Origin of the sequence: Rhizobium sp. LjRoot30, assembly GCF_964253915.1 — a bacterium.
In the GTDB taxonomy this organism is placed as follows: Bacteria; Pseudomonadota; Alphaproteobacteria; order Rhizobiales; family Rhizobiaceae; genus Metarhizobium.
Genome location: NZ_CAXUSG020000002.1, coordinates 548186 through 568160, shown reverse-complemented (window position 1 = coordinate 568160; position 19975 = coordinate 548186). Strand labels below are relative to the sequence as shown.

The window sequence follows — 19975 nt, the reverse complement described above, 5'->3', positions numbered from 1 at the left end:
GGCCGGCTTGCCGGCCCCTTCCACCACCGCTGTTTTTACCGTCTCGCATTTTCGCCTCCGCCTCGAAGGGATCGTTATGGCGTCGTCCACCCCAGATATCGAACACGTGACAAGCCGGGAGACGATCCTCGTGCGTGGCGTGAAGAAATATTTCGGGCCGACCCGGGCGCTGGACGGCGTTTCCTTTTCCGCCCGCGCCGGCGAGATCCATGCCATCGTCGGCGGCAACGGTTGCGGCAAGAGCACGCTCGCCAAGGTGGTTTCCGGCATCCTGCCCATCGATGGCGGCACGGTGTCGATCCTCGGCGAAACCCCATCGACGCCGGCCGAAAGCCGGGCGCTCGGCATCTCCACCGTCTACCAGGAAGTGCTGGTCGCCGATGAAAGCTCCGTCGTCGATAACATCTTCATGGGCGCCGACCGGCTGTTTTCCAAGACGCTGTCGCAGGAGCGCAAGGTCGCCCGCGCTGCCGAGCTGATGGAGGAACTGTCCGGCGAACCCGTCGATCCGCATGCTCTGGTCGGCACGCTGCCGCTCGGCCTCAAGCAGTGGATCACCATCGCCCGGGCGCTGCTGTCCGAACCGAAAATCCTGATCCTCGACGAAAGCTCGGCTGCACTCGATTTCGACAGCACCGAACGGCTTTTCGCCCGCATGCGGGCGCTGCGCAACCGCGGCACCACCGTGCTGATCGTCACCCACCGCATCGCCGAACTGATCCGCATATCCGACCGCGCCACCGTGCTGCGCGACGGGCGAGACGTCGGCGTGCTGGAAAAGGCCGAGATCACCGAACGCAATCTTCTGGCGTTGATGACCGGCGAGGACCGCGGCACCAGCCACGCGGTGCACACCGCACCGCAGCCACGCACGCCGGAGCGCGCCATGAAGGCACGCAACCTCGCCGTCTGGCCAAATGCCCGCAGCTTCGATTTCGACCTGCGCCGCGGCGAGATCGTCGGCGTCGCCGGCCTCGATGGCCAGGGACAGGACGCCTTCGTGCGCGTGCTCGCCGGTGTTGCGCCCGCCGCCCGCGGCCTCGTCCAGGTGGCCGACCGCAACGACGGCTGGCTGCCAGTGCGCACGCTCGGCGAGGCGGTGAAGGGCCGAATCGCCTATGTCTCCGGCGACCGGAAGAGGGAAGGCATTTTCGCCTCGCTGTCGATTTTCGAAAACATGGTGATGCCGCTCTACCGCGAGAAGAAGCGCGCCGGCATCCTCGGCATCATCGACCGGCCGACGCTGACGACGATTTTTAAACGCGAGGCGGAAAACCTGCTGATCAAGTTCGGCGCCAAGGAAGACCGCATCACTTCGCTCTCCGGCGGCAACCAGCAGAAGGTGCTGATCGGCCGCGGTTTCGCCATGCGCCCCGACGTCATCGTGCTCAACGATCCGGCGCGCGGCATCGACGTCGGCGCCAAGACGGAGCTTTACAAGCATCTGCGCGCCTTTGCCGAAGAGGGCAGGGCAGTCGTCTACATGTCCTCGGAAATCGAGGAATTTTTAGGCTTTGCAACCCGCGTCATCGTCTTCCGCGACGGTGCGCCGTTCGATGCTTTCGACGGACGCGGCCTGGAAACCAAACGCGTGCTGGAAGCCATGTTCGGCCAGACCTCAGGCGAGGGCCTCACAACCGCGCACGGGCTGACCCCGAAGCGCGCCAGGGCGGAGCGCGGAGGCGTCGCGCCGGTGGGCGACGGCGTGCGCGTGCAGGTTTCCGTGCCCGAAGAGATCAAGGCAACGTTGCGCTCCGGCCATGACGGCTTGCCGCCGCCGCAGGTGCCGGTCGAGCGCCTGGTGGCGACCGCCACGCCGAAGGTTGCGATGGCTCCGAAAACCATCCGCGTCGTCGAATTCGGCGCCGAAGGCCAGCCGCGCAGCGGGGCAGCGCGATGAGCACGGCAGCGATCACTACTACGACGGCGAAAGCAGAGGCGCAGGGCGGACGGTCCAACCCGTTCCTGCTGATGCCGATCACTTTGTTCTTCGCGCTGCTGGCGGTGGCGGTGCTGCGGGCGCCGAGCCTGATGTCGGCCTCGGGCATCGGCGCGGCGATCATCGTCGTCACGCCGCTGATCCTTGCCACCTACACGCTGATGGCCTCGACCATTTCCGGCCGCGGTACCGTGGATCTTTCCGTCGGCCCGCTGATCGGCTTCATCAACGTCACGCTGATCCAGCTGCATGGCGCCGGCCTCCTGGAAAATCCCATCGCCGTTTTCCTGTACTGCATGGCTGTCGGCGCGCTCTACCAGCTGATCTTTTCGCTGATCGTCATCTATGTGCGCGTGCAGCCGATCATCGTCTCGCTCTCGGGTTATCTGGCACTCAGCGGCATCAACCTCGTCATCCTGCCGCGTCCGGGTGGCATGGCGCCGCCCTTCATGGCCGAATGGGGTTACGGCACCTCGATCTTCTCGCCGATCCTGATCATCCTGCTGCTGGCCACCGCCGCCTGGCTGTTGTTCACCGCCACCGCCTTCTACACCCACCTGCGGCTGATGGGCTCGGACGAGCGCGCCGCCTATACGTCCGGCGTGCCGATCACCATCGTGCGCATCGGCGCGCACATGATCTCGGGCTGCTTTGCCGGCCTCGCCGCCATCTGCTTCACCGCGCTGATTTCCTCCGGCGACCCGTCGCAGGGCACCACCTACACACTGATCGCCGTCACCGCGCTGGTGCTCGGCGGCGCCTCGCTGGGGGGCGGGCGCGGCGGCGTGTTCGGGTCGGCGCTGGGGGCGATCAACCTCTACCTCATCACCTACGTGCTCTCGACCTTCAACTTCGGCACCGTCCAGAGTTTTGTCACCAACCTGGCCTATGGCGCGATCCTCGTGATCTCGCTGCTTTTGACGCTGCTGATCCCCGTCATCCAGCGCCGTATCCGCAATTTTTCGCCGCTGCTTTATTTCGTGGCGCTCTCCGTCGTCGTGCTCGGGATCATCCTGCACGCCACCTTCGATTATACCGCGCTCGGCGCAATCGGCACCGTCGTCCCCGGCCCGCTCGACATGCAGGCGGCGCTGACCGGCCCGCTGGAAATCGCCACCGTCTCGGCGGAGACCGAAGCGCTGCGCATCGCCGCCGCCCCGCTCGTGCTGTCGGTGCTGCTGTTGATCGTCATCGCCGTGTTCGTGCGGCTCGCGGTCGGCCAGTCGAGCCGCCGCACGCTGGCGCCGGCCGTCGCCGTGGTCGTCGCGGCGCTGGTTCTTGCCGGCGCCTATGTCATGGCCGAAGGCGTGCGCGGGCCTGAAACGGAGGCCGTCGAGTGATGGAAAAGCTGCCGCAGATCAGCCTGCCCGCCCGCATCCTCGGCCTTGCCATCGCCTTCGTGCTCACCGCGCTAGGCATCGGCTTCGGTTTTGCCCAGGGACTTTCGGTCCAGGTGATCATCCTGTCGGCGATCGCCACGATGGCGCTGTTCGTCTGGGCCTGGCGCTTCGTCATCGGCCAGTTCCTCGATCCGGCCGCGACTGCCGTTGCCGCCGACGGGCCGAGCCCACTGCGCACCGCCTGGCTGCAATATCGCTGGCCGCTGTTCGGATTGGCGCTGATCCTCATCGCCTTCCTGGTGCTGTCGCTGACGGTCGAGGCCTTCTTCAACATCTGGAATGTGATCTCGCTGATCATCCTGCTGGCGATCCTGATCCTGACGCGCACGCTCGGCCGGCAGTTCCAGCAGAACCGCTCCGCCTTCATCGGCATCATGGTGCTGGCCGGGCTGTTTTCCGTCGGCTCGATGAACATCGAAGGTTTTGCCTCCGGCAACAACATCAAGTCGATGCTGCTCTTTGCCTCCTTCCTCGGCCTCGCCTCCATCGGTCAGACGCTGGTGGCGCTGCTCGGCGGCCTCGATCTCTCGATCCCCTTCATCATCGGCGCGGCCAATGTCGGCCTGCTCTACCTGATCGGCCTCGGCGTGCCGCCATGGCTCGCCACGCTGATCGTGCTCGCCATCGGCGCGCTCTTCGGCGTCATCAACGGTTTCCTGAGCTACAAGCTGCAGGGACAGGCGCTGATCGTCACCCTCGGCACAGGCTTTGCCATCTCCGGCGGCGTACAGATCGTCACCTCGATCGGTTCGGCCTATTCCGGCAACGTTTTCGGCACCGTGCCGGCATGGCTGTCGAACATCTCGGCGATGAACGGCTCCACCTTCGGCCTTTCCTTCCCGCCGGTCATCGCCATCTGGGCGCTGATTGCGCTCATCCTGATCCTGGCGCTCAGGCTGACGGTCTACGGGCGTTTCCTCTATGCGCTCGGCGTCAATCGCACGTCTGCCAGCCGGGTGATGATCTCGGAAATGCGCTACTGGGTCATCGCCTATGCGCTCTCCGGCTTCTTCGCGGCGCTCACCGGCGGCTTGCTACTCGGCTGGTCGGGCGGCGGCTTCATCGGTGTCGGCGACCAGTATCTGTTCCTGACGCTCGCCGCCGTGGTGGTCGGCGGAACCTCGCTGCTCGGCGGCGCCGGCGGATACGGCTTTACGGTGATCGGCGTGCTGGTGCTGCAGGTTCTGTCCAGCTTCCTCGTCGGCATCGGCCTCGATTTCAAATGGCAACAATTCATCTTCGGGCTGCTGATCCTGCCGATGGTGGCGCTCTATGCCCGTTCGCCGCACATCCGCACGCAGATCTGAGGGCAGGCGACATGGCGCAAACGAATTTCCGGAAAGGGAGACAGTAACATGGCGGTGTATCAGACGACCGATCTGGCGGCGGCGAGCTATTCGGTCGCGCTCTTCGGGCTGGCCGCGACCGCGATCCTGCTGCTGATCGGCACGACCTGGGTCAGCCGCAGCTGGCGCCTGCCGGTGACGCTGTGCGCCGTCGCCGCGCTGGTCGGCGTCGGGGCCGCCCACGAGGCGCGCGACGCGTGGCTGGCGGGCGGCGGCGTGCCGGTGGTCTATCATTATGTTGGCTGGTCGGTGTCGATGCCGCTGCAGGTGATGGCGCTGTATTTCCTGGCGCAGACCGCCGGGCGCCTGAGCGCCGGCCTATTCTGGCGGCTTGTCGTCGTCTCGGTGCTGATGGTCTTCGTGCGGTATCTCGGCGAGGCGCAATATATGCACGCGACGCTCGCCTTCCTGATCGGCCTGGTCTTCTGGCTCTATATCCTCGGTGAACTCTACTTCGGCCGCATGGACGAAGCGGTCCGTGCCTCGACCGGCGATTACCTGCGCCGCGGCTATTTCTGGCTGCGCCTGATCGTCACCATCGGCTGGGCGATCTATCCGCTCGGTAACTTCCTCACCGCCTTTGCCGGCATGGTCGACGACGGCAGCCTGTCGGTTGCCTACAACCTCGCCGACATTCTCAATCGCATGGCCTTCGGCATCGCCGTCCTGGCGACGGGCGTGCTCGTTTCGGAGGAGACGCGACATGCCTGATCCGCGGCCCATGCCTTCCATTCCTGCTCATTCAAGAGGTACACGTCCATGAAGGGTGCAGACGTCATTGCAATCATCATACTGGCAGCGATCGTCATCGCCGTTGCCGCCTATCTTCTGCACTGGCTCTATCGCCGCTCGACGAAGGATGTGAGCTTCGTGCGCACCGGCTTCGGCGGCGAGAAGGTGATCATGGGCGGCGGCGCGCTGGTGCTGCCGATCCTCCACGATCTGACGGAAGTCAACATGAACACGCTGCGCCTGGAGGTCACCCGGGCGCGGGAAAAATCGCTGATCACCAAGGATCGCATGCGTGTGGAGCTGACGGTGGAGTTTTACGTCCGCGTTTCGCCAACTGTCGAAGCGGTGGCGACCGCGGCCCGCAGCCTCGGCAACCGCACCATGAATGCCGAACAGCTCAAGGACCTGATTCAGGGCCGCTTCGTCGATGCCATGGGTGGTGCGGCCGCCAAGATGTCGCTGGAGCAGATCCACGAAAACCGCCAGGCCTTCGTCCGCGAAGTCCGGCAGGAGGTCACCGAAAGCCTGTCGCTCGATGGGCTGGAACTGGAATCCGTCTCGCTCACTTCGCTCGACCAGACCGACATCAAGCTCTTCGACCCGTCGAACACCTTTGACGCCGAAGGTCTGACGCGCCTGACCGAACAGATCGAAAGCCGCAAGAAGAAGCGCAACGACATCGAGAAGGACACCGAAGTCGCCATCCGCGCCAAGAACCTGGAGGCGGAAAAGCGCAGCCTGGAAATCCAGCGCGACAGCGAATATGCGCGGCTTGCCCACGAGGCCGAAGTGTCGATCGAGCGCGCCACGCGCAAATCCGAGATCGCTGCCGAAAACGCTTCGCGCGAACGTGAGATCGAGGCGATCAAGCTGCGCGAACGCGAAGCCGTCGAGCGGGCCCGCATCGACATGGAACGCGAGGTCGAGGCTCTCGACATCAAGCGTCGCGAGCTGATCCAGATCGAGGACCAGACCCGCGAGATCGCCGTTTCCATCAAGTCGAAGGAACGGTCCGAGGCGCAGGCGCAGGCCGAGGCGGCGCGTGCGGCTATGGTCGAGGCGCAGGAGCGAGTACAGACCATCCGGGACACCGAGATCGCCAACCGCCAGAAGGCCATCGAGCTGATCGAGGCCGAACGGGCCGCCGAATCCGAAGCCGTCAAGGTTCGCATCCTCGCCGGAGCCGAAAAAGCCGCCGCGCAGGATCGCGCCGATGCCGACCGGATCGCCGTCGCTGCCTTGGAAGAGCGGCTGAAAGTCGAGGCGGAGGGCAAGGAAAAGCTCAACGCCGCCGAAAACCTGCGCTCCGACGCCTCGCGCAAGTCGGCGCTGCACAAGGCGCTGGTCGAGAACCTGCCGTCGATCATCCGCGAAAGCGTCAAGCCGATGGAAAAGATCGAAGGCATCAAGATTATGCATGTCGAGGGTCTTCCGGGCCTTTCCGGAGCCATGGGCGGCGGGTCGTCCGGCGCTGGCAACGGCGCGGACGGATCGGGGCCACGGGACGGAAACCTCGCCGAACAGGTGGTGAGCTCGGCCTTGCGCTACCGCACCCAGGCTCCCTTCGTCGATACGCTGCTCGGCGAGATCGGGCTTTCGGGTGACACCGTCCACCGCACCCATACGCTGAGCGACCTTTCGAAGATCGTCTACACCGAGCCCTCCGCACCCGAACCGCCGCCGCGCGGCCGCGAAAAGCGCACCAACTGAGCAGCCCAATGGGGAGCGAAGCCGGTCCGGTCTCGCTCCCTGATCGCCCACATCGCCGCCTGAAGTACAGGAAGACCAGTCCATGTCCCAAAAAGGTCCGAACGTCGAACGAAACATCCTGGTCTTTTCGGTCTGGGCCGTGCTCGGCTTCTTTGGCCTCGGTTGTTTCCTCGAAGGTTTGGCGCGCGACCTTTTTGCGCTTTCGGCGCTTGGCGTCGGTGTGATCGTCACCGCCTTCGTCGCCCACATCGTCATCAACGGCATTTTTGCCACCGGCTTCACCCCAGGCGAAGCAGCGCTCGGCATCGGCGCATACGGTTTGCTCGGGCTGGTCTTCATCGTCGGCGCGGTCGGCGGCGAGATGACCATGACCGATTATTATTCCGGCCTGCTGCTGTTCGGCGTTCTTGCCGCCGGTTTCCTGTCCTACCTGCTGACCCGCCACGGCATGCGGACTGCCTTCTCGCAATTCCATATCAAGTCGGCGACGGCACAGGAGGCGCGCAAATGATCTGGCTGCCGCTCTACGGATTGTTTTATGCCGCCGTGACGCTCTATTGGGCACGGGTTGCCGCGTATGAGAACCGGAATTTCGAGTCCTACTTCTCTGCCGGCCACAGCATTGCGCCGTGGGTTTCGGCGCTGGTGATTGCAGGTGCCAGCCTGTCCGGCTGGGCGTTGCTCGACGGCGCGGCGCGGATCGGCGCTGGTGGGTTCGGCCTGCCCGTATTGTTGCAGGCGGGCATCGCGCTGGCCTTGCCCGGCGTGTTTTTCTTCAAGCGCTTATGGCTGATCGGCCAGCGGCTGCGGCTTTCGTCGCTCAACGAGATGCTGCGTGCCTATTACGGCTCGGAATTCCTGGTGGTTTTCGCCACCATCGTCGCCGTGCTGTTTGCGGTCGCCTTCGCCGGATTGCAGCTGGCGGCGCTGTCGCGGCTTGTGGTGCTGCTGACGGCCGGCGAAGTGTCGATGCCCGTGGCCGCGACGTTGCTTGCCTTGGTGCTTTTCGGCTACGTGGTCATCGGCGGCATGCGGGCGGTCGGTTACCTCGGCGCTGTCCAGGCGATGCTCGCGGCAACGGCGATCGCCGGTTTCGCCGGCTTCTCGCTGATCAGCCTCGGCGGTTTTGGCGCGCTGAACAGCGGGCTGGCCGCCTTGGCCGCCGACCCCGCGAAAGCGGGGGCGTTCATCGTGTCCGGTGTCGTGCAGTTTACCGCCGGCGCCGGCCGGGAAGCCGCCGCCCTGCATGACGGCACGGCCGTCGCCAGCCTGTCCATCGCCTTCGCCCTGATGGGGTTCCAGGCGAGCCCGCTGGCGATCAAGATTGTCCTCTCCACCCGCAATCCGCGCGGCATCGCCGCAGGGCAGACCTGGGTGATGGCCGGTGCTTTCGGCGGACTGATCGCGCTTTGCGTCGCCTGCATCGGTGCGGCGGCGCTGGTGCGACCGGACCTCGGCGTTTCCGGCCTGCTTGCCTCGCTCTCCCCCTGGTTCGGTGCCTGGTTGTTCATCGGCCTGCTTGCCGGCGTCCAGCTCATGGCGGGGCTTGCGCTGATCACGGCCGGCGAGGCCCTCGTCCGTAATCTCTACAAGCCGTGGTTTCACGGCCGGCTCGAGCGCCGCGATACGGTCAACCTGACGCGGATCGTTATCGGCCTCCTGACGCTCGCGTCGGTGCTGATGCAGGTTCTGACGCCGATGACGTTGACGGTTCTCGCCTCGCTTGCCCTGCCTTTGGCGTTCCAGCTATGGACGCCGTTGCTCGGCATCACCTGGCTGCGCTGGATCACCCGCCCGGCCGCTGTTACCGGTGTCGGCTTCGGCATTGCCGGCGTGCTTTTGACCGAACCCTTCGGCATCGCCGTTCTTTCCTTCTTCGGCCTCGACCTGCCGTGGGGGAGGGCGCCGTGGACGATCCATTCCGCCGCTTGGGGCATGGCCGTAAACCTCACCGTGACACTGCTGGTTTCGGCCTTTACCCAACGGCGGGGTTTTGGCGAACAGGCTTTGGAGGCGCGTCGCTTCCTTCTCGAAACGGTGCGTTCACGTCCGCGCGTGATGGCGTTACGTTCGACGGCTTGGTCGATCGCGCTTGCCTGGTTTTTCCTCGCCGTCGGCCCCGGCCTGATCTTCGGCAACTATGCCTTTCTCGGCACGGACGGCGCCTGGCCGCTCGGCATGCCGTCGCTCTGGGGTTGGGGGCTGCTCTTCTGGGTTGCGGGGCTGGGGCTCGTCTGGTTCTTGTCCTACAAGATGGAAATGGCAAGTCCGCTGGCCGGCGAGGTGCCGGCCTATGAGCCACCGCCGCGGCTGCGTATCGACCAGCGGCAACGCGAGGCCGAACGGTTGTGGGCACTGGCGATCACCGCCACCGTCGGTTTCGGTCTGGTCGTCCTGACCGCACTTGCCTTCGGCCGATAATCTGAATTTGGAGAACTGACATGACGCCCTTTGTCTTTAACACCACCCGCAGCATCCAGTTCGGTGCAGGTGCGCTGGCCAGGGTTGCCGATATCGTTCGGGCGGGTATCGGCACGCGCGTCATGCTCGTCACCGATCCCGGGATGATGAGCACCGGCATTGTCGAGCGGGCTCTGGAAATCCTCACGTCTGGCGGCATCGAGGTGACGCTGTTTTCCGAGGTCGAGGCGGATCCGCCGGAAGCGGTTATCCACCTTGCAACCGACAAGGCACGTGCTGCAGGCGTGGAAGGGATCATCGGGCTCGGTGGCGGCTCGTCGCTCGACGTTGCGAAACTGGTTGCCCTGCTGGCGGTGGGCAAGGAAGACCTCAAGGGCGTTTATGGCGTCGGCAATGCCAAGGGTCCACGCCTGCCGCTGATCCTGGTGCCGACGACATCGGGTACCGGGTCGGAGGTAACGCCGATCTCCATCGTCACCACCGGCGCTTCGGAAAAAATGGGCGTGGTTTCACCGGTGCTTCTGCCCGACGTCGCCCTTCTCGACCCCGAGCTGACCTACGGCCTGCCGCCGCACGTGACGGCCGCGACGGGCATCGACGCAATGGTGCATGCCATCGAGGCCTACGCCTCGGCGAGCGCCAACAACAACCCGCTGTCGCGCAATCTCGCGGTTCAGGCGTTGCAGCTGATGGGTGCGGCACTCTTGCGGGCCGTGCGCAATGGCAAGGACGAACGTGCGCGGGCCGACATGCTGCTCGGTTCCATGCTCGCCGGCCAGGCATTTGCCAATTCGCCCGTCGCCGCCGTCCACGCGCTTGCCTATCCGCTGGGCGGGCATTTCCATATTCCGCATGGCCTCTCGAATGCGCTGGTGCTGCCGCATGTGCTGCGCTTCAACGCGGTGACCGCGCACGAAGCCTATGTGGATCTGGCACCGCATGCCTTTCCCGCCCTGGCGAAACTGGAAGGACAGGAGCGGGTGGCAGGCTTCTGCGATGCGCTGGCGCAATTATCGCGTGACTGCGGCCTGCCGCAAACCCTGCGCGACATGAAGATCGGCGAGGATTGGCTGCCAAAGCTGGCCAGGGATGCGATGAACCAGACCCGGCTGCTCGTCAACAACCCGCGCCCGGTAACCGAGGCGGACGCACTGGCGATTTATCGCGCCGCTTTTTGACGGGTATTGTCTGCGGCAATGCGCGACACGGAGGTCCGCGATCTTGATCGGGCGGCGGGCAACCGAGGTTTCTCGGCGTACGGTCAGCGGAGCGTGCGGGATCTCGGTTCACGTCCCGGCTGCTATGCTTCAAGCCACAACGGCAGGTCACGCGTGGCAAAGCCGCTCAGAGCGGCTTCGGCACAATTCGCAAGACTGCCGAAACGCACCGCGCGCCCGGAGAGGCCGGGCCCGTAGTGGGCATATTTGCCGGAATTGGTCATCAGCGCCTTGGCTGCGATCGGGAAGACCGGCTCGGAGATGGAGCACCAACAGAGATCGGGGATGATCTCGACCCCCGAAGCCTCCAGCCGCTCCAGCGTCCCATCGCCTTTCGCGGCGGCGATGATGTGGCGGCCGGCGGTGATGATGGTCGGGATGGCAACCCTGCCGTCCTGCAGTGCGTCGGCGAAAGCGCGACACTCCTCAAGGGAGGCGTGCGGGCTGCCGATTGCCACGAGATCGACCCGGTCGGGTCCGTCATTCAACAGCCGCCATCCTGTCGCCATGTCTTGCCGGGTGATGCGAAGCTGATCGGCCTCCTGTAAGACGAGATGCGCTTCCGGCGTGATGCCTTCGACATGTAGCATCGGCGCGGCGGAGGTCGTGCCGAAGGCGGCACAGACTGCCTTTAGGTTTTCGGATGTGGGCGCAGCCTTGTCCAGCCCACGCAGAAGCGGAATGCGGTCGGGCGAGGCCTTGCCCGCGAGGTAGCCGATCAATGGCCAGAAGGCATCGTCGACCGCCTCGGGCACATCGATGCGGATGATCCGTTGCGCGATGCGCTGCTCATCGAGATAGACGCCGGAAAGCGGTGAGCGTCCGGTGATCGCGATGCAGAGATCGAGGAAATCGGGATGTTTTGCCGTTCGCGCGCCGAGCACGGTGTTTGCATAGATCACCGCATTGCTTTCCGCCCAGGCAATCATCTCGCCCTGGACGGGTGCGGTCGCCAGCAGGTAGGGCGAGCAGGTAAACGTGTTCTGGCATCCCATCCGCACATAGGCATCGGCCAGGCGTGCTGCCGGTCCGCCAAACGCCGCGGGCACACCTTGGGCTTGCCACCGTTCACGGTCCACCGAAATTGCGTTCATCGTTGTGGGGACGCGGACGCGCGCGCCCATCTCGGCCATTCTCTCGGCGAAAATCAGGTTTGCCGGACTGGCGTAGATGCAGCCGTCGATATGCGCCTGCACCACATCGACCAGACGGTTCGCGCCCTGATTGGCAGCCATGGCGCAGATGATCTCCATGGAAAGCTGGGTGACATCGCCGTGCGCTCCATCCAGCATGGCGCGGTCGCTCCCGGTCAGCTCCAGCAAGGAGGCCTCCGGCGGCGCGAGAGGCAGGCTGAGGCCGGGCGCGGTGATTGCCTGCGGCGTGACCGCGGCTTTCTCTTGCCCGCTCAGCCGTGCCCAATCGTCGGGCTGCAGACGCAGAACCGGAAGGGGCTTGCCGAACATCTTTTCCGCGATCAGCGCTCCCAGCGTCACCACGTCCTCGGCCTGGGAAAAGATCAGGGCGGCCGGCGCCAGGCCGTTCAGCGCCAGATCCAGCAGTACGCCCGATCCGGTGCAGGAGCCGCGGGTCGAGGGCATCATCAGCACAGTGCCGGCAATCGTTTGCCCGTGCAGGGGGTGATGCACGTCGATGATCGTGCCGGTGGCCGGATCGACCCCGCCCCAGAAGCTGAGAGGCTCGGAGGTCGCAAGGATCGGCCCTTCGGCCGTCCCGGCGAGAATGCTGCGTGCTGCGGAGTTCATGTCGCGGTGGCTGCCATCGTGATTGCGTGGGTACGAAGGGCCAGGATATCAGCCATTATTGCGGCTTGGCGAGGTGCGGATCGTCTCGCCGAAGCTTTTCATCCGTTTTCCAGCGGCACGACCGCGACGCGGCTGCCACGAAAAATCTCGTGAAAGGTGGAGGAGGGCACCGGCTCGTCGAAATCTTTGTAGAGGCAACGTGCTTCCACGACGATGTCATATCCGATGGTTGCCGCCCCCTCGCTCAAGGCCAGCGACGGCAGGAAACCGTTCCAGACTTCGCCATCGCAATGGAAGGGCAGGGCCTGCGGCCGTTCCTTCTGCGGTACCGCGATTTCCTCTGCCAGCACCGAAGTCCATTGCGGAGCATCCGTCTCGCAGCCGCCGGTGCAGCGAGCAAGTGCGGCCTGACCGTCTGCGGTCAGCATGGCGATATGCGGCAAGCCTTTCTGATCCAGGGCGAGGTATGTCCCCTCTCCGATACCCTTGCCGGGATTGACGGCATTCGCCGACCAGCCGTCCTCGGTGTCGCACGCCGCGTTGCACCAGGCATAGAGAAGCTGGTGGGCAAGCCCCGGAACCTCGGTGCCGTCGCCGGCGAAAAGGGCAAGCCGCGGTTTGCCGTCCGGTGTGAAAGCGAGATGCCAGGTCGGGCTTGGGATCGAGCCGCTACCCTGCTGGACGATAAAGGTACGGCGCCAGTTGGCCTTGTCGCGGCAATCGGTTTCGCAGCCGTAATAATAGAGGCCCTGCTTCAACTGATTGCCGTCTGCCGTAAACGGATAGAGGCCGGCCACCACACCCATCGCGCCGTTTTCCGCCACCGCGAGCGACGTTTTGCTGAAGGTTTCGGTGTTGTAGCCGACATGCACGGCAAGATCGGTTTCCGTCCAGTTGGCGCGCTCGGTGCATTGGCTGTCGCAGGCCATCACGAAGGCACCGTAGTGATCCGGTTCGATGGCGTAGTTGGCGTCCGTATAGATAAAGCGTGGATTGCCCTTGCCATCGAGGACAAAGGTCCGGTCCGGCACGCGCTGCGTCAGCGCGTCGCTGATGAGATTGTCGCCGCTTTCCGCGATGCGCGTGAACGTCCAGCTCGCGGTCTTCTCGCAGTCCGTACGACATTCCCCGTAGGAATAGGTCCTGTTGTGGTCCGTCTCGCCGCTCGGTGGACGGGCGACGACATAAAGGCGCGGCTGGCCTTCCGGCGTGACGGCAAGCTGCAGCTTGATGGCGCTGGGGAACGGGATGGTCGCGACCGCCCAGTTGTCCCGGTTCGCGCCGCAATCCCGGCCGGCGCAGACCCCGTAGAAGATCTGGTCCTTCGTCGCGCCGTCATAACCGGTGAAAGCCATGTGTGTACGGCCGTCCTTGCCGTGCGCCAGCGAGATGCTGGACGATTCCTGTCCCGGCGCCGGGAAGAAGCCTCCGGGTTCAGAGGCTGTGGAACTGTCGCATGAGGTGAGAAGGAAGGAGAGGGAAGAAGCAATCAAAAGCGCTGCGAACGTTCTGAACATAATGCCGATTTGCCTACTCATGGTGTCCGAATACTGGAGATGACGGTTCGCGCCGTCTCCCTATTCATGCCATGGGTGCAGATTGATCGCCATGCGCGTGAAAATTCTGCCCATCGCGTTGTGGAAAATCAATCGGGGCGTTCAAATGTGGGTGACATTATCCCAGTCTTGCTTAACCTAAGCGTGCATTGGGGAGGGTGGCATGTCTTATTTTGCACATTCCGGAGGCGATGACAGGAGCGCTTGGCAAGGCCTTAAACAGCATCTCGAGCAGGTTGCCGCACTCGCCGGCCAGATGGCCGAGCCATTCGGCCTAGGGAAGGCGGCTTTGCTTGCCGGGCTGTTTCACGATCTCGGCAAATACACGCAGGACTTCCAGAAACGCCTGGCGGGCGCCGAAATTCGCGTCGATCATTCGACGGCCGGTGCCTGGCATATTTTGCAGACCGTACGGGGTGGGGACAAGTACATAGCCGAACTGATCGCCTACGCCATTCTCGGCCATCACGCCGGACTGCCGGACAAGCGCGGCAGCGACGCTGCCCTGACGGAACGGATAGCCGGGTTCAAGAGCGCTTCGCTGGACAAGGCCTGGCAGACGGAAATCAGCGCCGAACTGTCTGGATTGATGCCGGGTTTCTCCTGGGCGAACACGAAGGACAGGCTGGCCTTCCAGATGGCCTTCTGCGGCCGGATGCTGTTTTCCTGCCTTGTGGATGCCGATTTCAAGGATACGGAGGCATTCTATTCGGCCCTGGAAGGCCGCCGTCCCGACCGCGAGTGGCAGGCGTTGCAGCAGCTTCTGCCGCAGTTTCTGGCCGACTTCGAGCGTTACATGGCCGGCAAGAAAAGCAGCCCAAGCGACCTCAACACGCTGCGGTCGGAAATCCTCGCCCATGTGCGCGGCAGGACGCGGGAAAAGCCCGGCCTGTTTACCCTGACGGTGCCGACTGGCGGCGGCAAGACGCTGGCGTCGCTGGCATTTGCGCTCGAACATGCGAAGGTCCACGGACATAGCCGCATCATCTATGCGATCCCTTTCACGTCGATCATCGATCAGACGGCGTCCATTTTCCGGGACATTCTCGGCGACGAGCATGTGCTGGAACATCATTCGGCCATCGATGAGGAAAAATTCGATCCAAGACAGGCAAGAGAAAGCCGGGACAAGCTGAAGCTGGCCATGGAGGATTGGGCCGCACCGGTGGTGGTGACCACCAATGTGCAGCTCTTCGAAAGCCTGTTTGCGGCAAAGACGTCGCGGGCGCGAAAACTTCACAACATCGCCGGTTCCATCATCATTCTGGATGAGGCCCAGACCATTCCCCGGCACCTGCTGGCGCCCGCCGTCCGCGCCCTCGACGAACTGGCGCTGAACTACAAATGCACCATCGTTTTATGCACGGCGACGCAGCCGGCGCTCGACGAAAGAAATTTTCCGCAGGCGCATCCGGCCGGGCTCGCCCTCGAAGGCCGCGAACTGGCGCCCGATCCGCAAAGGCTGGCGCGGCAATTGCGGCGTGTGACGATCGAGCGCGCCGGCGAGATGAGCGATGCCGATCTTGTTTCGGCGCTGGAAGGGGCGCCCCAGGGGCTGGTGATCGTCAACAGCCGCAAACACGCGCTTTCGCTTTTCCGCGAGGCGCAGGCGGCCGGCTTGTCTGGACTGGTTCACCTCACGACCCGGCAATATGCGGCCCACCGCCGGGAAATCCTTGCGGATGTCAGGCAAAGGCTGATCGACGGCGCGCCGTGCAGGGTGATTGCCACCAGCCTGGTGGAAGCGGGAGTGGATGTCGATTTCCCAAAAGTCTGGCGCGCCGAAGCGGGGCTGGATTCCATCGCCCAGGCGGCCGGCCGTTGCAACCGGGAGGGAAAAAGGCCAGTGGAGGAAAGTATCGTCACGGTCTTTTCCGCGCCGGACTATCCCCCGCCCTCCGAAATCAAGGGGCTGATCGCCGATACCGGACGCATGATCGACAAATACGAGGATCTGCTGTCCCCGGACGCCATCGCCGCCTATTTTGGCGAAGTCTACTGGCGCGTCGGCATCAAGGGTCTTGACCGGAAAGCCATTCTCAATCGCTTCCTGATGGACCGGACCGGAACCGATTTCGCCTATCGGAGCGTGGCCGCGGATTTCCGCATGATCGAAAGCGAGATGGTGCCGGTGATCATCGCCCGCGACGAGGTTGCAAAAAAGGCGGTGGACGAACTGGGGGTAGCGGAAATCCCCTCTGGCCTGCTCGCTAGAAAGTTGCAAACATATGTCTTGCAGATACCGCTAAAGGCGCGGCACCTCATGCTCGAAAATGGGCATGCCGCGTATATTCACCCGAAAATTCGGGGGGATCAGTTCGCCGTGCTGCAGACGGCGAGCATGTATGGGGAGGAGATCGGCTTGCTGTGGGAGGACGCCGATTATCTCTCGGTGGAGAGTACTCAGATCTAGAGACTGCATGCAATGTGTGGGGGGGGGGAGGGCAATTTGCCGTATGGAATCCGCCTAAAAATTTCTGGCGATTACGCCTGCTTTACCCGGCCGGAAATGAAGGTCGAACGCGTCAGTTATGACGTCCCGACACCTTCGGCCGCACGGGGCATTCTGGAGGCCATCCACTGGAAGCCAGCCATCCGCTGGATCGTCGATGCCATCCATGTGCTGCATCCCATCCGTTTCCAGTCGATCCGGCGCAACGAGGTGGGCGGTAAGGCGCCGGCCGGCAAGATCAAAAGCGCGATGAAGCGCGGCGATCTTGCGGACCTGCAATTGCTGGTCGACGAGGATCGCCAGCAGCGGGCGTCCACCGTACTCGTCAAGCCGGCCTATGTCATCGAGGCGCATTTCGAGATGACGGACAAGGCGGGCGCTGATGACAACGAGGGCAAACATCTCGACATCTTCAATCGGCGTGCATCCCGCGGGCAATGCTTTCACCAGCCGTGCCTCGGCACGCGGGAGTTCGCCGCGCATTTCGAGCTTCTGGCCGCCGACGCGCCGCTGCCGGAAGCAATCCGCGAGACTCGCGACCTCGGCTTCATGCTGTTCGACATCGATCATCAGGCAAAGGACCGGCCGGCGATGTTTTTCCGCGCGATGCTGGAAAACGGCGTGGTGAAAGTGCCGCCACCGAACTCTGCGGAGATCCGCCGATGAGTATTCTGGCTTCGCTGGCGAGAGCCTATGACAGGTTGCCGGATGCCCCGCCTTTCGGCTTCTCGTTGGAAAAGATCGGTTTCCTGATTTCGCTGAATGCCGATGGAAGCGTGGCATCGGTGAGTGATCTGCGGACGGGGGAGGGCAAGAAGAAGGTGGCGCCGGCCATGCTGGTGCCGCAACCGGTCAAGCGGACGGCAGGCATCGCGCCGAACTTTCTCTGGGACAAGACCTCCTATGTCCTGGGCGTGACCGCGGAAGAGGGAAAGCGTACGGCCGACGAACATGCGGCTTTCATCCAGCGCCATGAAACCGATCTGGCCAATACGGACGATGCCGGCCTCCGGGCCTTGCTGCTTTTCCTGAAAAACTGGTCCCCGGACCAGTTCGCCGCCCCCGCCTGGCCAGAGGAGATGAAGGACCAGAACGTCGCCTTTACGCTGGAGGATGAGCGGCTGAGGAACATCCGGCTCCACGACCGGCAGGCGGCGAAGGATCTTTGGGGAAAGCTTTCCGCAGCGGGGGAGCGGGATGCCCGGATTTGCCTCGTGACCGGCGAACCCGGCCCGGTCGCGCGGCTCCATCCTTCCATCAAGGGCGTCTGGGGCGCGCAGTCCTCCGGGGCGGCGCTTGTTTCCTTCAATCTCGATTCCTTTACCTCCTACGGTCACGAACAGGGTGACAATGCGCCAGTCTCGGAGCTTGCCGCCGCCAAATACACCACCGCCCTCAACCGCTTCCTGGAGCGCGACAGCGGCCACCGCATCCAGATCGGCGATGCCTCGACGGTGTTCTGGGCGGATGCTTCCGAGGTTGAAACCGCTCAATTGGCAGAGAGCATATTCGAAGCGATCGTCGGCGGCGTGGATGAAAAAATGCAGGCGGCGAAAGTGGGGGACATTCTGAAAAAGGTTCGCGCCGGCGCTCAGATCAAGGAAATCTCCCCCGACCTGGAAAGGGGTGTGAGATTCTATGTGCTTGGACTTGCGCCCAATGCTGCCCGCCTATCGGTCCGTTATTGGTTTGATGACGATTTCGGCGTTCTTGCCGAAAATTACGAAGCTTATGTCAAGGATATGGCATTCGAGCCTTGGCCCAGCAACCGCCCCACACCGACAGTGAAAAGCTGCGTCTTGCGGACTGGAATTGGTCGTCGGGAGAGAGGCGGGCAACTCAAGTTCGATACGGATAGCATCTCTCCGCTGCTCTCGGGGGAACTGCTCCGTTCTATTCTTACCGGTACTCGTTTTCCGCGGTCTCTCCTGGCTCATCTGATCATGCGTGTCCGCTCTGACCATGTGCTCGACAGCACCCGGATCGCCCTCATCAAGGGCCTGTTGGTGCGCACGATGAGAATAGAGAACCGTTTGCCGAAACACCCCGATGGAACATCTAAGGAGGATTATCTCGTGCGTTCCGATCCGAACGATCAAAACGAAGCGCGTCGGCTCGGGCGCCTGTTCGCAGTGCTGGAGCGCACGCAACTGGCATCCTTGGGGGACGAGATCAACACAACGATCAAGGACAAGTTCCTCGGCGTCGCGTGTGCCACGCCCGGCCAAGTGATGGTCGAACTTATCAAGCTCTCTCAACACCATACAAAGCGTCTTCGGAACGGTCATTCGGATGCCGCATGGATTGCTGCGAATGCAAAGAAGCAGGGGGTCCCGGTTTACGTTTTGGCGAGGCGTGTAGGGGCGGCGCTGGAAGGCGACATAGGACGTCTTGCGGCTTCCTTCAAAGAAGGCTTCTCCCAGCAGCATTCGAGTGAAGAGCAAGGCCTCTTTCTTGTTGGTTATTACCAGGAGCGCTTCGGCGGCAAAGCCGACCCCGAAAGCGGTGACCAGCCCGATATTGATACCGACCGCACCGAAGTCAACGGCGAGGAATAAGATCGTGACAGCCATTCAAAATAGATATGAGTTCGTATTTCTGTTCGATATCGTCAACGGCAATCCGAACGGGGATCCCGACAACGGCAATATGCCGCGATTGGAACTGGATACCCAGAAGGGCCTCGTCACAGACGTTTGCCTAAAGCGTAAGGTCCGCAACTACGTTGATATGGCGAAAGGGGGAGAGCCGCCATTTGCGATTTACATGCAGGAAAAAGCGATCCTTAACCTGCAGCACCAGCGCGCTTATGAAGCAATAGGCATCAAGGCCGAGAGCAAAAAGCTGCCGAAAGATGAGGCGAAGGCGCGCGAAATCACCGCCTGGATGTGCGCGAATTTCTTCGATGTCAGAACCTTCGGTGCAGTCATGACCACGGAAATCAATTCTGGGCAGGTCCGCGGCCCGGTGCAGATGGGATTTTCGCAATCCATCGATCCTATCGTGCCGCAGGAAATCACGATTACCCGCTCGTCCGTCACCAATGAGCGTGACGCGGATAAAGAGCGTACCATGGGCCGTAAACATATTATCCCGTATGGTCTGTATCGTTGCCACGGCTTTATCTCAGCCAATCTTGCCGGCGACGAGAAGAAGGGGACAGGCTTTTCCGAGGACGACCTGTGCCTGTTTTTCGACGCGCTGATAAATATGTTCGACCATGATCGTTCGGCCGCGCGGATGGAGATGAATGCTCAGCGGCTGATTGTTTTCAAGCACAACAACGTTCTCGGCAACGCACCGGCGCAGAAGCTTTTCAAGCTTGTCGATGTGCGCCGGAAGGCAGAGGTGAAGTTCGCGCGTAGTTTCGATGACTATGATGTCTCGATCGACAGCGAAAACCTGCCCGCGGGCGTCGAAATCCTCGAAAAGCTGTAGG

At 63.1% G+C, this 19975-nt stretch carries 14 protein-coding genes; 12 read left to right on the top strand and 2 right to left on the bottom strand.

Going from position 1 to position 19975, the window contains the following annotated elements; translation table 11 throughout:
• Positions 1-76: 76 nt before the first annotated feature.
• The 8 genes from ACSQ3I_RS06580 to ACSQ3I_RS06545 all read left to right on the top strand — a co-directional run bounded on the left by ACSQ3I_RS06580 (position 77) and on the right by ACSQ3I_RS06545 (position 10726).
• The gene (locus tag ACSQ3I_RS06580) at positions 77-1900 is read left to right on the top strand and encodes a sugar ABC transporter ATP-binding protein (protein ID WP_435997179.1); all 1824 of its coding nucleotides are present in this window, start codon (positions 77-79) and stop codon (positions 1898-1900) included.
• Positions 1897-3279 (top strand): ABC transporter permease, encoded by a 1383-nt coding sequence (locus tag ACSQ3I_RS06575; protein WP_435997177.1) that lies wholly within the window; start codon positions 1897-1899, stop codon positions 3277-3279. Before ACSQ3I_RS06580 ends, ACSQ3I_RS06575 begins: the two co-directional genes overlap by 4 nt.
• Complete coding sequence (locus ACSQ3I_RS06570; RefSeq protein WP_435997569.1) at positions 3279-4646, top strand: ABC transporter permease; 1368 nt, start codon at positions 3279-3281, stop codon at positions 4644-4646. The genes ACSQ3I_RS06575 and ACSQ3I_RS06570 overlap by 1 nt, the downstream gene beginning before the upstream one ends.
• Before the next feature lie 48 nt (positions 4647-4694).
• A complete protein-coding gene (locus ACSQ3I_RS06565; protein WP_435997175.1) occupies positions 4695-5396 on the top strand; it encodes a bacteriorhodopsin in 702 nt (233 codons plus the stop codon).
• A 48-nt stretch (positions 5397-5444) separates the two neighbouring features.
• Entirely contained in the window at positions 5445-7127 is a 1683-nt protein-coding gene (locus tag ACSQ3I_RS06560) for a flotillin family protein (RefSeq protein WP_435997173.1), read from the top strand.
• Positions 7128-7209: 82 nt separating this feature from the next.
• The gene (locus ACSQ3I_RS06555; protein WP_435997171.1) at positions 7210-7638 is read left to right on the top strand and encodes a hypothetical protein; all 429 of its coding nucleotides are present in this window, start codon (positions 7210-7212) and stop codon (positions 7636-7638) included.
• Complete coding sequence (locus tag ACSQ3I_RS06550) at positions 7635-9548, top strand: sodium:solute symporter family transporter (protein ID WP_435997169.1); 1914 nt, start codon at positions 7635-7637, stop codon at positions 9546-9548. Before ACSQ3I_RS06555 ends, ACSQ3I_RS06550 begins: the two co-directional genes overlap by 4 nt.
• A 20-nt stretch (positions 9549-9568) precedes the next feature.
• Positions 9569-10726, top strand: a complete 1158-nt coding sequence (locus ACSQ3I_RS06545; protein WP_435997167.1) for an iron-containing alcohol dehydrogenase — start codon at positions 9569-9571, stop codon at positions 10724-10726.
• A 122-nt stretch (positions 10727-10848) separates the two neighbouring features.
• On the opposite strand, the gene lhpI is transcribed toward ACSQ3I_RS06545, so the two are convergent.
• Together lhpI and ACSQ3I_RS06535 are read right to left on the bottom strand one after the other, a co-directional pair.
• A complete protein-coding gene (gene lhpI / locus ACSQ3I_RS06540) occupies positions 10849-12528 on the bottom strand; it encodes a cis-3-hydroxy-L-proline dehydratase (protein WP_435997165.1) in 1680 nt (559 codons plus the stop codon).
• A gap of 98 nt (positions 12529-12626) precedes the next feature.
• Positions 12627-14045 (bottom strand): hypothetical protein, encoded by a 1419-nt coding sequence (locus ACSQ3I_RS06535; RefSeq protein ID WP_435997163.1) that lies wholly within the window; start codon positions 14043-14045, stop codon positions 12627-12629.
• Positions 14046-14247: 202 nt separating this feature from the next.
• Between ACSQ3I_RS06535 and cas3 the strand changes: the two genes are divergently transcribed.
• From cas3 to cas7c, 4 genes are read left to right on the top strand one after another with little or no spacing between them, the layout of a single operon-like run.
• On the top strand, positions 14248-16497 hold the full coding sequence (gene cas3 / locus ACSQ3I_RS06530) for a CRISPR-associated helicase Cas3' (RefSeq protein ID WP_435997161.1): 2250 nt from the start codon (positions 14248-14250) through the stop codon (positions 16495-16497).
• A 36-nt stretch (positions 16498-16533) separates the two neighbouring features.
• Positions 16534-17202 (top strand): type I-C CRISPR-associated protein Cas5c, encoded by a 669-nt coding sequence (gene cas5c, locus ACSQ3I_RS06525; protein ID WP_435997160.1) that lies wholly within the window; start codon positions 16534-16536, stop codon positions 17200-17202.
• Positions 17199-19094, top strand: coding sequence for a type I-C CRISPR-associated protein Cas8c/Csd1 (gene cas8c, locus ACSQ3I_RS06520; protein WP_435997158.1), 1896 nt, complete (start codon positions 17199-17201; stop codon positions 19092-19094). The genes cas5c and cas8c overlap by 4 nt, the downstream gene beginning before the upstream one ends.
• Positions 19095-19098: 4 nt before the next feature.
• On the top strand, positions 19099-19974 hold the full coding sequence (gene cas7c / locus ACSQ3I_RS06515; RefSeq protein WP_435997156.1) for a type I-C CRISPR-associated protein Cas7/Csd2: 876 nt from the start codon (positions 19099-19101) through the stop codon (positions 19972-19974).
• Position 19975 lies beyond the last annotated feature (1 nt).